This window comes from Paenibacillus sp. GYB004 (genome assembly GCF_036577605.1).
Classification (GTDB): Bacteria; Bacillota; Bacilli; order Paenibacillales; family NBRC-103111; genus Paenibacillus_AB; species Paenibacillus_AB oceani.
Genome location: NZ_JARBDB010000030.1, coordinates 84,570 through 96,848, shown reverse-complemented (window position 1 = coordinate 96,848; position 12,279 = coordinate 84,570). Strand labels below are relative to the sequence as shown.

Sequence of the window (12,279 nt, the reverse complement as noted above, 5' to 3'; positions counted from 1 at the left end):
AGAGCAGATGGAAACGAAACAGTGGTACATGGAATACAAAATACATAAAAACCGTCCGGGTTTGCTTGGCGATATCGCATCTCTGATGGGGATGCTGGAGATCAATATATTAACCATCAACGGCGTCGAAGACCGGACCCGCGGTATGCTGCTGCAGACGAACGACGACGAAAAAATTGAATTGATGGGTAAGATGTTGAAAAAAGTGGATAATATTACTGTATCGGCACTTCGCGCACCGAAGCTGGTCGATATTTTGGCCGTTCGTCACGGCCGATACATCGAACGCGACTCCGACGACCGCAAGACGTTCCGGTTCACCCGCGACGAATTGGGACTATTGGTCGACTTTCTGGGCGAGCTGTGCAAGCAGGAGGGCAATCAGGTCATAGGGCTGCGGGGAATGCCGCGCGTCGGCAAAACGGAATCGATCATCGCCGGAAGCGTATGCGCCAAGAAGCGATGGACGTTCGTATCCTCGACGCTGCTCAGACAGACGGTACGCAGTCAAATGTCGGACGACGAAATGAATCCTTCCAACGTGTTCATCATCGACGGAATCGTATCAACGATGCGCTCCAACGAGAAGCATCATATGCTGCTCCGCGAGATTATGGCGATGCCTTCGACCAAAGTGATTGAACATCCGGATATATTCATTCGCGAATCGGAGTATACTTATGATACGTTTAATGTTATTGTAGAACTTCGGAATACGCCGGAAGAGGAAATATCGTACGAGTCGTTCACGAACTTCGACAACGACGGGTTTTAACACCCGCCCATTCTTTCCCGCACCATGACAAACCCCAGGAGGTGATTGAACAGTGTCGGATTTGGGACAGCTGCTGAAAAAAGCGCGTCTGGATAAAGGAATATCGCTCGACCAGCTTGAGGAAACGACAAAAATCCGAAAGCGGTATTTGGAAGCGATCGAGGAAGGCGATTACAAAGTATTGCCGGGCAATTTTTATGTTCGCGCCTTCATCAAAAGCTATGCCGAGACGGTCGGGCTGGACCCGAATGAAGTTCTCGAGCAATACGGGAAAGCGGTGCCGGCGACGGAGGTCGAACCGGCCGTAGAGCCGATCCGCCGGAAGCGGAGCAGTACGCGCAATACGGAGAAACTCAGCAAATGGGCGTCCAATATTTTGATGCTGTCGTTCATCCTGCTTATATTGGGCATCATTTACTACTTTATCGGGACGTCTTACAGTGGGAACGATCCTAAAAAACAAGTGGACCCGAGCGATAAAATTACGGACAAGCTTCCGGATAAGAATGCCCCGTCCGTACAAAATACGGGAGACGCTGCAGCCGGTGGCCAAACGGACACCGGCCAGCCTCCCGAAGGTTCGGTCACCCCGCCGCCTGTCAATCTCCCCGAGCCCGTCGTTACGTTTACCCGCTCTGTAGGCAATATCGACTACTATACGGTGACGAATGCCGATAAACTGAATGTGAAGCTGGTTATTAACGGAGAAGAGTGCTGGCTCAGCATCAGCAAGATTATCCCGGCCACCGCCGATCGTAAGCAGGAGCATCAATCGATCGAGTCGAAGCTTTACAAAAAAGGCGATACCCGCGATTGGACGTCCGATCAAAGCGTCTACTTGAATATCGGATTTCCTCCTGCTGCCGAGATTACCGTCAACGGAGTCCCGATCCAGCTCGGAACGGTCAAAGCCTCCAAAAAAGTGCAGATCGATTTGGAAAAACCGATGTAACGGGCAGCGCCCGGGGAAGAATAAACCGCTCTTATTCCGGCAACCCTACGATTACGTATCGACTTTATCGCGAAGCGAGGGAATCGACAATGGGAACAAGCTGGGTAGTCACCATCTTGGGCGTGATCGTAAGCCTGGTTGGCTGGTACTTGACCCCGAACGTATGGGGCTACGGAATATTAGGCTTTGGCGTCGCTCATATCATCCTCGGCGTATTGGATATGTTTCGAACGCCGGATCGAGCGCGTTAACGATCTTCATGCCGATCGGCATCCCCGGGGCACCTGCGAAGGTGTCTTTTTTTCGTAAGCACCGATTGTTATAATGGAGGAAACGATGGGAAGGCGGGATTGGATTAGATGAGCTCCGAGAATTCGTTCGACGTCGTCTCGGCGATCGACATGCAGGAATTGAACAATGCCATACAACAAGCCGAAAAGGAAATCGACAACCGCTTCGATTTTAAAGGCTCCAAAAGCAGCATCCAGCTTGACAAAAACGAACTGGTCGTCATCTCTGACGATGAGTACAAGCTGAACAGCGTGCTGGACGTTCTTCATTCGAAGATGGTCAAGAGAGGGATATCTCTTAAAAACTTGCAATACGGCAAACTGGAGCCGGCCGCTTCCTCCACCATCCGTCAGCGGATCGGGCTGAAGCAGGGGATCGGTCAGGAACATGCCAAAAAAATTAATGTGCTGCTGCGGGATTCCAAGCTGAAAGTCAAAAGCCAGATCCAGGGCGACCAAATCCGCGTTACCGGCAAAAACAAGGACGATCTGCAAAAAGCGATTCAACTGCTGAGGCAATCCGATATCGATCTCGACCTGCAGTTCGTCAACTTCAGATAAGTTTTGTGCATATGGCAGCCGGCCTTACTGTTACAAGTACGGCTTTTTGCCGTATATGCGATTTTTCGGCCTAAAACCGGCGTATCTTCTATTTTTGACACTTTCAAGCAGAGTGTATTATACTTGTGTGTATGTTATGCAGGGCACGTTACTGCTGCGCTCCGTAAAAGCACTGTCCGCTATAGCAGGCTTTCGATACGAGCGCGCGCACCGCAAAATGAAAGATTACGCTTTCGAATAGAGCTTGGGGGAACTAGTTCATGACAGAAAAAGTAAAAGTCGTTACGCTTGGCTGCGAAAAAAACTTGGTGGACTCGGAGATCATGTCCGGCCTCATTCATGAACGCGGCTACTCGCTGGTCGACGATAAGGAAGACGCAACCGTCATTATCGTCAATACGTGCGGATTTATTGACGCCGCCAAAGAAGAGTCCGTCAATACAATCCTTGACTTGGCCGAATTGAAAGATACGGCCAGTCTGAAGGCGCTGATCGTCTCCGGATGCCTGACCCAGCGTTACAAAAAAGAGCTGATGAACGAAATGCCGGAGATCGACGGGATTGTCGGAACCGGCGATTTCGATAAAATTAACGATATTATCGATGAAGCGCTTGCAGGGAGAAAACCGATTCTGATCGGCAATCCGGCATTTAATTACGAGAAGGCGTTGCCGCGCAGAGTGACCACTCCGCGTTATACGGCGTATGTCAAAATTGCCGAGGGCTGCGATAACGCCTGTACGTTCTGCAGCATTCCGATCATGCGTGGCAAGTTCCGCAGCCGCTCGATCGAATCGGTTGTCGCCGAAGCGCAATCGCTAGCGTCGCAGGGCGTTCGGGAGATCAGTCTGATCGCGCAGGATTCTACCAACTACGGAACCGACCTGTACGACAAGTTCATGCTCCCGGCCCTGCTGGACCGTGTCAGCGAAGTGCCCGGCATCGAGTGGGTACGGCTTCATTATGCGTATCCGGGCTTCTTTACAGACGAGTTGATCGAAACGATCGCATCCAATCCTAAAGTTTGCAAATATATCGACATGCCGCTTCAGCACAGCGAGGACACGATCCTGAAACGGATGCGCCGTCCGGGCCGTCAGCGCGACGCTCGGGAACTGGTCGCCAAAATCCGTGCCCGCATGCCCGACGTGGCGATCCGCACATCGGTAATCGTGGGATTCCCGGGCGAGACGGAAGAGGACTTCGCCAACTTGTGCGAGTTTGTCAAAGAGATGAAGTTCGACCGGCTCGGCGTATTCTCCTACTCGCAGGAGGAGGACACTCCGGCTTCCAGACTGCCGGATCAGCTTCCGGAGGACGTCAAGGAATTCCGGGCGACGACGCTGATGGAAATCCAGCGTGAAATATCCCGCGAAGAGAACGGCAAGCGGATCGGGCAAGAACTGAATGTGCTGATTGAACGGTACGACGGGCGCAACGACGTATACATCGGTCGCTCGGAATACGATGCTCCGGACGTGGACGGCGAAGTGTTCGTTTCAAAATGCTCCGCCGGGATCGGCGAGATGCAAAAGGTGCGGATTACGCACTCCTTCGAATTCGATTTGTCCGGGGAGGGGATCGCGTGAATCTGGCGAACCGCATAACAGTGGCGAGAATATTTCTCGTCCCTGTCATTATGTTTTTCCTGCTTGTGAATCTCGATCTGCCTCCTATCCGGATTGAACAGTTCAGCATTACGTACAACCAGATTATCGCGGTTCTTATCTTTATTATTGCGGCCAGCACGGATAGTCTCGATGGCTATATCGCGCGCAAGCACAAGCTGATTACGAACCTCGGCAAGCTGCTCGATCCGCTGGCGGACAAGTTGCTCGTCAGCGCTGTGCTCGTATCGCTGGTTGATATGGGCAAGCTGGATGCATGGATCGCAATCGTCATTATCAGCCGGGAGTTTGCCGTAACCGGGCTCCGTTCGATTTGCGCGGCGGAAGGTATCGTGCTGGCGGCCAGCAAACTTGGGAAATGGAAGACGGCTGCCCAAATTACCGCCATTATTGCCTTGCTCATTAACAATTTTCCGTTCGCGTTCCTCAATATTCCGTTCGACTTGATTGCGAGCTGGATCGCGGCGATCATTACGATTTATTCCGGAATCGATTATTTCGCCAAAAACTGGCACGTAATTCAATTCGACCATTAAACGGCTTGCAAACAACCGGTCGGTTTACCGCACCGGGTTGTTTTTTGGGGAGATAACCGGAGCCGGCCGGCTGGGAAGGCTTGGCGGCAGGAGAGGGAGAACGGATATGAGAGCGGAGATTATCGCGGTAGGCACGGAGCTGCTGCTCGGCCAGATTGTCAACACGAACGCCCAATACATAGCGCAAGGCTGCGCAGGCATAGGACTGAATGTGTATTACCAGACGGTCGTCGGGGATAACCGGGAGCGGCTGCGGCAGACGTTCGAGCTGGCGGCCTCGCGGGCGGACTTCGTCATCGTGACCGGAGGGCTGGGCCCGACGCAGGACGATCTGACGAAGGATGCTCTTGCGGAACTTCTTGGATTGTCGATATCGATTCATCAACCGTCGATGGACAAAATCGTCTCGCTGTTCCGCGCTCGAGGAACGGAAATGGTGGAGAGCAACGCCAGACAAGCCAATCTGATCGAAGGCTGCGAGCCACTCTCCAACGACAACGGGCTTGCGGTAGGCGTCGCTTTGACGCATGAGGGGACGCATTATGTGCTGCTTCCCGGCCCGCCGAAGGAAATGAAGCCGATGTTCGACCGGTACGCGATCCCGTGGATCAGCTCGGTGATGGGTGAGGAAGCGGCTCCTCTGCACTCGAAAATGCTCAAGTTCGCCGGGATCGGCGAGTCCAACCTGGAGCACCGGCTGATCGACCTGATCGAAGGCCAGCAGGACCCTACGATCGCTCCTTATGCGAAGGAAGGCGAAGTGAGCATCCGGCTGACGACGCGGGCCGTGACGGCCGAGGAAGCGCAGCGGAAGCTGGCGGCAACCGAACGGGAAGTCCGGAGCCGGGTCGGAGATCACATCTACGCCGATTCGGATGTGCCGATCGAACGTGTGATCGTATTGCAGCTTGCCGAAGCAGACAAAACGCTGGCGCTTGCCGAAAGCTGTACGGGAGGGCTGGTCAGCGAGATGATCACCGAAGTAGCCGGCAGTTCTGCCGCTTACAAGGGTGGGATTGTCTGTTATACGAACGAAATCAAGCGGAACCTGTTAGGTGTGCCGGCGGAACTGCTCGAAGGCGCCGGCGCGCCCGGCGCAGTCAGTGCCGAGACAGCTGTGCTGCTCGCCGAGCAGGTGATGGAGAGAATCGGCTCGGATTACGCGATCTCGGTTACGGGAGTAGCGGGGCCTGCTGAATCGGAAGACAAGCCGGTAGGGCTCGTCTACATCGGCATAGCCGAGCGCGGACGCGGCGCCGAAGCGGAGAAGCTTCAATTGTCGGGCAATCGCGAATCGATTCGGCTGAAGGCGGCCAAGCACGCTTTATACCGGCTGTGGCAGCGTCTTAAAAAGTAAGCCGCGAGCGTCGTCTGCTCGGAGGCCCGGCAAAGTTTGTGTTGCCCGGGACGAGATCATGCGATATACTTGCAGTATTGTAGCGGAAGCACCGTAACATGGCCCTGGTAGCCTTGTTGCGGTGTTTTTTTGTCCGTTCGAAGGTCATACGCTTATCAGGCGGATACGTGCGAATACGGCTATTTGGCGGGACTGGAGATGGCCGCAGCGACTGTTCGCAAAAAAAATGCGAATGTATGTTCGAAAAAATACTTGGCAAATGGGCGAAAAGAAGGTATCATAAGCTATAGAAACGATAAAAAGGAAGTGAGTAGGTTGTCAGATCGCCGCGCTGCGTTGGAAAATGCCCTGCGTCAAATTGAGAAGCAATTTGGCAAAGGATCGATTATGAAACTTGGTGAATCCACCCACATGCAGGTGGAGACCATCCCTACCGGAGCGCTTGCGCTCGATATCGCTATTGGGGTTGGCGGATTTCCGAGAGGAAGAATCATCGAAGTTTACGGACCAGAATCGTCAGGTAAAACGACAGTGGCGCTGCATGCGATCGCCGAAGTGCAGCGGGCCGGAGGCCAAGCCGCCTTTATCGATGCCGAGCACGCTTTGGACCCGTTGTATGCAAGCAAGCTGGGTATTAACATCGACGAATTGCTGTTGTCACAGCCGGATACCGGCGAGCAGGCGCTTGAGATCGCGGAAGCGCTCGTTCGCAGCGGTGCGGTCGACATCATTGTTATAGACTCCGTAGCCGCTCTCGTACCGAAAGCGGAAATCGAAGGCGAGATGGGCGACTCCCACGTCGGCCTGCAAGCCCGGCTTATGTCCCAGGCGCTCCGGAAGCTGTCTGGTGCGATCAACAAGTCGAAGGTTATCGCGATCTTTATTAACCAGCTCCGTGAGAAGGTCGGCGTTATGTTTGGTAACCCGGAAACGACTCCGGGCGGACGCGCGCTGAAGTTCTATTCTTCCGTCCGGCTGGAAGTGCGCCGTGTCGAGACGATCAAGCAAGGCAATGACATGGTCGGCAACCGGACGCGGATCAAGGTAGTTAAAAATAAAGTTGCTCCGCCATTTAAGCAAGCCGAGGTGGACATCATGTACGGGGAAGGCATCTCCCGCGAAGGCAGCATTGTGGATATCGGAACGGAGATGGATATCGTTAACAAAAGCGGCGCTTGGTATTCCTATGACGGCGAACGTCTTGGCCAAGGCCGCGAAAACGCAAAGCAGTTCCTTAAAGATAACCCGCAGATCGCTGCCGTTATCGAACAGAGGATCCGTGAGGCAAGCAATATGAACCAAGTTGGCGCTCAGATGGTTTCGTCGGATGACGACGAGGACGAAGATGAGCTGGCAGCGTTCGAATAACATCATGTGACGACTGCATAACCGGATGCGCACCTTTGAATTTTGATAAGGTGCGTTTTCGGTTTTTGCGCTGTTTGGCTATCGGAAGGAGGCAGCATGAACAACACGGAATCCCTCATTACTGCTGTCGAAAGGCATCCGAGGAGGAACGGCCGGTATCTCATCTATCTGGACGGACAGCATGCGCTAACGGTCTACGAGGAAGTGCTGATCAAGCACCGGCTGCTGAAAGGGGAGCGGGTCGAGGCGGACAAGCTGCGCCGCGTGCTGGAGGACGAGGAGCAGCAGAGGGCATGGTCTGACGCCTTGAAGCATGTCGGCCGCCGGCCGAGGTCGGAGAAGGAGGTCCGGCAGTTTCTAAAGCGCAAGGAATATACGGAACCGCTGATTGACCGGATTATACAGCGGCTGAAGGAGCAGAGGTATCTCGACGACGCCGATTTTGCGGTATTATGGACGGAGCAGCGGATCTACTCGCAGAAAAAGGGCAGCAGATGGGTCAAGCAGGAGCTGCAGCAAAAGGGTGTCGCCCCTGCAACGATTCAGGAGGCGCTTGATCAAGTTCGTCCGGACGAAGAAGAGCGGATCTGCTTCGAGCTCGGCTTGAAAAAGTGGAAGCTGACGAGCGGAACCTCTCAGGACAAAAGGCGGAAGACCGCTGGTTTTCTGATGCGGCGCGGGTATTCGGCATCTATTGTGGGCAAGGCCATCCGGCGTATTGTAGAGGAGGCTGCGGACGAAGACGAGCGCAGTGAAGACTCGGAGCTGTGGGAATGGCCGGAAGAATAAGTATGGTTAAGCGGCGGCTTTACAGGCAGGGAAGCATCAACGTTAAGCGAAAGCGGATAACGGAGCGGAGGAATAAGGATGGAGAATACGATCCGGTGGGGAATTGTCGGCTGCGGGAACGTAACGGAAGTCAAAAGCGGGCCGGGCTTTCAGCAGGCGGCGGGGTCGGAACTGGTCGCCGTGATGAGGCGAAACGGAGAGCTGGCGGAGGATTACGCCCGGCGGCACCGCGTAGGCAGATGGTATGACGATGCGGATAGACTGATCGGAGACCCGCAGGTGGACGCCGTATACGTGGCGACTCCGCCTGCGTCGCACAAAGAGTATGTCCTCGCCGCAGCTGGGGCGGGAAAGCCCGTATACGTAGAAAAACCGATGGCGATGAACGCGGGCGAATGCGAGGAGATGATCGAAGCGTGCCGGAAGGCGGGGGTACCGCTGTTTGTCGCTTACTACCGGAGAGCGCTTCCGCGGTTTCTCAAAGTGAAGCAGCTGCTGAGCATGGGCGCGATCGGGGAAGTTCGGTTCGTTACGACCGTACATACCAAAAAGCTGACCGAAGATCCCGGCAGCTTGCCGTGGAGAGTTAGGCCGGAAATTTCCGGGGGCGGCCATTTTTTTGATCTGGCGAGCCATACGCTGGATCTGCTCGACTTTTTGCTGGGACCGATCCGGGATGCGGCCGGAAGAGCCGGCAATCAAGGGAAGGCGTATGAGGCGGAAGATGTCGTAAGCGGGACGTATGTGTTCGAATCGGGCGTGCAGGGAACGGGAGTATGGTGCTTTACCGCTTATCAGGGGGGCGAAATGAATGAAATCGTCGGCTCGCAAGGCAAGCTGACGTTCTCCACCTTCGGCAGCGAACCGATCCGGCTTACGACTGCGGACGGAATCGGAGACTATTCGCTGGAGCATCCGGAGCATATCCAACAGCCGCTCATTCAGACGATCGTAGACGAGCTGCTGGGCAAGGGACGTTGTCCAAGCACCGGCGAATCCGCGCTGCGGACCGCCAAAGTGATGGATGAGCTCGTTAAGATCCGCAGCTGAACGGGACCGGATGCCGACTCGATTTTGTCTTGTTGTTCAACTTTATCTCATTTCCGAGAAAGCTGTCGGGGAAGCGATTCCTTGGATGGCTTTTTTTGTTGTATGCGGAACTGCGATTTCTGTCCGGCATGTACAACCTTGGACCGGCCAGGCTCAAGCTCAGAAAACCACATTTTTATTATTTCAATATGGTGTAAAGTTATTCGATACGTTCTATGAATTCTGGGCGGATGTCCAGTGTCCGAGCGACCTTTTCAAAAAAGGCCAATATCTTTATTCCAAAATGGTATAAAGTGAGGTATAATGAAATTGTCTAGGGGAGGACGGATTACAATGGGGAACTTACGGAGTACTACGAAGCAGCTTGGGCCCATATTTTGGACATTTCTTAAAATCGCTCCGGTTACGTTCGGGGGCGGCTATGCGATGATCCCGGTTTTGGAGAAGGAAGCCGTTCATAAACAGGGCTGGATCAAGCAGGAGGAAATCGGCGACGTGCTGGCCGTATCACAGACGATACCCGGTGCCGTCGCATTAAACGCCGCCTCGTTCATCGGTTACCGGGTCGCGGGCATAAGCGGCGCCGTTATGGCCGTAATTGGGATGATGCTGCCGACCTTTCTGATCGTGACGGGACTTGCGACGCTGCTCCTGTCGCTGCAGGATAACGTGAAAGTGGCAGCCGCGCTGCAAGGAATGAAGCCTGCAGTGGTGGCGATGATCGTATACGCCGGATACCGCGTGTCGAAGACCGCTCTAACCGATAAATGGACGACCCTGATCGCGATTGCAGCCGCCGCTGTGCTGTTGCTCAAGTTCGTTTCGCCGATACTCGTTATTTTGCTCGGCGCTTTGGCGGGAATCGGGATCGGATTGTGGAATAATCGCCACGGAGGGGGCCGCAGACCGGCCCAAGGCCCGTATAGAGAGCCCGACTACTTTATCGGAGAGGGCATATAGGGCGGTGGAGAGGGGAGGAATAGCGCGATGCTGGCGGAGCTGTTCGTCACATTTTTATTAATCGGATTCGTATCGGTCGGCGGCGGCTATTCGATGGTTTCGGTAATCGAGCACGAAGCGGTTACGCAGGGATGGATGAATGCGGACACATTTTCTGGTATAATTGCAGTAGCGGGAGCATCGCCTGGGCCGATAGCGACCAATATAGCCATTATGATCGGCTATTACACGCAAGGCTGGGCAGGTGCAGCCGTTTCCGCGATCGGGATGACGCTGCCATCGCTGCTGCTCGTTATTGCGGCGGGCATGCTGTTCGCCAAATTTCACCGTCACGGGATAGTGGAATCGGCGTTTTACGGACTGCGGCCGATAGTCGCAGCGCTAATTTTTTATGCGGCCTACAGGCTGCTTCTGAACGGCGGCGCCATCTTTGCGTTCGACTGGAATACGGTTTGGTTTCTCGCCATATTCGCCGGCGCTTTTATCGCCCTTATGCGCTTTCGGGTGCATCCGCTCGCGGTAATTGCCGTATCCGGTCTGGTGGGTGTAGCGGTGTATGCCTAATTTGGAGGATTGGATTCCGAACCGGAAGGCAAAACAGATTTTCGCGGAAATCCGGAGAAAAGGAATCGTTTCAAAATTTGATTTGCTGGAGCTGGACGGACTGACGTCGAGCACATTGACGAGGATGTTGGAGGAGCTCGCCACATCGGGATGGATCGAGGAAAGCGGACTCGGCGAGTCGTCCGGTGGAAGACGGCCGCTGCTGTACAGGCTGAACCAGCATCGCGGATACGTATTCGGGCTGGACGTCTCCAGAGCTTCGACCCGGCTCGTCCTGTGCGATTTGCAGCTTGAGAAGCTGGATTCCGTCTCCTGGCAGATGACGGACCGGCTGACCCCCGATTTGCTGCTCGGCGAAATTGCCGGCGCTGCCAAACGGATGATTCAGAAGCATGCGCTCGATCGGGAGCGCTTTTTGGGTTTGGGCATCGCCGCAGTCGGCCCGGTTGACCGGACCAAGGGGATGATGCTGAATCCGCATTCCTTTCCGGCGGAAGGATGGAGCCAGGTGCCGATCGGCCCGAGACTCGAGCAGGAGCTGGGCGTTCCCGTGCTGCTCGATAATGGGGCCAATACCGCATTACTGGCCGAATATTGGGCCGGATCTCCGCAGCAGTACCGTCATCTGCTGTACGTCCGAGCCGGGGTCGGCATTCGCTCGGCGATGATGTCGAACGGTCAGCTCGTATACGGGGCGGTAGATATGGAAGGATCGGTCGGGCATATGATTATCCAGACGGACGGCCCGCCGCATCCGGAACGCCCGCACGTATACGGCTGCCTCGAATCGTTCGTTTCCATTCCGGTGTTGGAGAAGCAGGCGGCCGTCCGCTTGAAGCAAGGCCGCAGAAGCGTGTTGGGCGACTGGGTCCAGCACCCCGACGAGGTTGAATTTCAGCATTTGCTGAAAGCTTTATCGGCCGACGACAGGCTGGTTACCGAGCTGTTTACGCAAGCCGCCACTTTTTTCGGGATTGGACTATCCAATCTTTTGAACATTTTGCACCCGGAGAAAGTGATTCTAGGCGGGCCGCTCATTACGACCAACGAGCTGTTTTACCAGATCAGCACCCAGGTAGCGTTAAAAAATACGTTGTATTATCCGACCTACCCGGTTACGTTCACAAGAGGCAAGCTGTCGGACGACGCGCTGGCGGTCGGAGCGGCGGCGATGGTGATCGATCGGCTGACGCTTTGAAAACGTTTCATCGGAGCGCTCCCGAGTTGCTTGACAAGCTTCTTTCGCAAAAGCTAAAATGAGGGTGTACACGCCGTTTTCGCCGGATTACGCCCTTTTTTCCTTTTATGCAGGTTTTCGCCGCCCCTTACGGCGGAAATCCGCGGAAAGCGTGTCGTTTTGACCGGTCTTGCAACCGGAGGTCATGGATTGAACGAAGTGGAAAGCAACCGGAATAAAAAACCGAATATCCCAAGCTAACCCCTTGGAGG

General features: G+C 54.6%; 13 protein-coding genes. All 13 read left to right on the top strand.

From position 1 onward, the window contains the following. Positions 1-7 precede the first annotated feature (7 nt). The 13 genes from PV433_RS12515 (at position 8) to PV433_RS12455 (ending at position 12,028) form a co-directional block, all read left to right on the top strand. The gene (locus tag PV433_RS12515) at positions 8-775 is read left to right on the top strand and encodes a DUF3388 domain-containing protein (protein WP_190926531.1); all 768 of its coding nucleotides are present in this window, start codon (positions 8-10) and stop codon (positions 773-775) included. A gap of 52 nt (positions 776-827) precedes the next feature. Next, positions 828-1,727 carry a helix-turn-helix domain-containing protein gene (locus PV433_RS12510; protein WP_332072466.1) on the top strand — a complete coding sequence of 300 codons (900 nt, stop codon included), beginning with the start codon at positions 828-830 and terminating at the stop codon, positions 1,725-1,727. Between the two features lie 89 nt (positions 1,728-1,816). Continuing rightward, positions 1,817-1,978, top strand: a complete 162-nt coding sequence (locus tag PV433_RS12505) for a hypothetical protein (protein ID WP_190926535.1) — start codon at positions 1,817-1,819, stop codon at positions 1,976-1,978. A 108-nt stretch (positions 1,979-2,086) separates the two neighbouring features. Then, entirely contained in the window at positions 2,087-2,578 is a 492-nt protein-coding gene (locus PV433_RS12500; RefSeq protein ID WP_332072465.1) for a YajQ family cyclic di-GMP-binding protein, read from the top strand. Positions 2,579-2,838: 260 nt separating this feature from the next. Then, complete coding sequence (gene rimO, locus PV433_RS12495; RefSeq protein WP_190926538.1) at positions 2,839-4,167, top strand: 30S ribosomal protein S12 methylthiotransferase RimO; 1,329 nt, start codon at positions 2,839-2,841, stop codon at positions 4,165-4,167. Further along, positions 4,164-4,742 (top strand): CDP-diacylglycerol--glycerol-3-phosphate 3-phosphatidyltransferase, encoded by a 579-nt coding sequence (pgsA, locus tag PV433_RS12490; protein ID WP_190926540.1) that lies wholly within the window; start codon positions 4,164-4,166, stop codon positions 4,740-4,742. The genes rimO and pgsA overlap by 4 nt, the downstream gene beginning before the upstream one ends. Before the next feature lie 106 nt (positions 4,743-4,848). Beyond that, a complete protein-coding gene (locus tag PV433_RS12485) occupies positions 4,849-6,099 on the top strand; it encodes a competence/damage-inducible protein A (RefSeq protein WP_332072464.1) in 1,251 nt (416 codons plus the stop codon). A gap of 315 nt (positions 6,100-6,414) precedes the next feature. Further along, the gene (recA, locus tag PV433_RS12480; protein WP_332072463.1) at positions 6,415-7,467 is read left to right on the top strand and encodes a recombinase RecA; all 1,053 of its coding nucleotides are present in this window, start codon (positions 6,415-6,417) and stop codon (positions 7,465-7,467) included. Positions 7,468-7,563: 96 nt separating this feature from the next. Beyond that, positions 7,564-8,256, top strand: coding sequence for a RecX family transcriptional regulator (locus PV433_RS12475; RefSeq protein ID WP_332072462.1), 693 nt, complete (start codon positions 7,564-7,566; stop codon positions 8,254-8,256). 78 nt (positions 8,257-8,334) lie between these two features. Beyond that, positions 8,335-9,306 (top strand): Gfo/Idh/MocA family protein, encoded by a 972-nt coding sequence (locus PV433_RS12470; RefSeq protein WP_332072461.1) that lies wholly within the window; start codon positions 8,335-8,337, stop codon positions 9,304-9,306. Between the two features lie 333 nt (positions 9,307-9,639). Next, the gene (locus PV433_RS12465; protein WP_332072460.1) at positions 9,640-10,266 is read left to right on the top strand and encodes a chromate transporter; all 627 of its coding nucleotides are present in this window, start codon (positions 9,640-9,642) and stop codon (positions 10,264-10,266) included. Between the two features lie 27 nt (positions 10,267-10,293). Next, on the top strand, positions 10,294-10,830 hold the full coding sequence (locus tag PV433_RS12460) for a chromate transporter (RefSeq protein WP_332072459.1): 537 nt from the start codon (positions 10,294-10,296) through the stop codon (positions 10,828-10,830). After that, entirely contained in the window at positions 10,823-12,028 is a 1,206-nt protein-coding gene (locus PV433_RS12455) for an ROK family protein (protein ID WP_332072458.1), read from the top strand. Before PV433_RS12460 ends, PV433_RS12455 begins: the two co-directional genes overlap by 8 nt. Positions 12,029-12,279: the final 251 nt, after the last annotated feature.

Coding starts and splice junctions, on each gene's coding strand:
- PV433_RS12515 (WP_190926531.1), top strand. CDS start 8: ATGGAAACGAAACAGTGGTACATGGAATACAAAATACATAAAAACCGT.
- PV433_RS12505 (WP_190926535.1), top strand. CDS start 1,817: ATGGGAACAAGCTGGGTAGTCACCATCTTGGGCGTGATCGTAAGCCTG.
- PV433_RS12500 (WP_332072465.1), top strand. CDS start 2,087: ATGAGCTCCGAGAATTCGTTCGACGTCGTCTCGGCGATCGACATGCAG.
- rimO (WP_190926538.1), top strand. CDS start 2,839: ATGACAGAAAAAGTAAAAGTCGTTACGCTTGGCTGCGAAAAAAACTTG.
- PV433_RS12485 (WP_332072464.1), top strand. CDS start 4,849: ATGAGAGCGGAGATTATCGCGGTAGGCACGGAGCTGCTGCTCGGCCAG.
- PV433_RS12475 (WP_332072462.1), top strand. CDS start 7,564: ATGAACAACACGGAATCCCTCATTACTGCTGTCGAAAGGCATCCGAGG.
- PV433_RS12470 (WP_332072461.1), top strand. CDS start 8,335: ATGGAGAATACGATCCGGTGGGGAATTGTCGGCTGCGGGAACGTAACG.
- PV433_RS12465 (WP_332072460.1), top strand. CDS start 9,640: ATGGGGAACTTACGGAGTACTACGAAGCAGCTTGGGCCCATATTTTGG.
- PV433_RS12460 (WP_332072459.1), top strand. CDS start 10,294: ATGCTGGCGGAGCTGTTCGTCACATTTTTATTAATCGGATTCGTATCG.
- PV433_RS12455 (WP_332072458.1), top strand. CDS start 10,823: ATGCCTAATTTGGAGGATTGGATTCCGAACCGGAAGGCAAAACAGATT.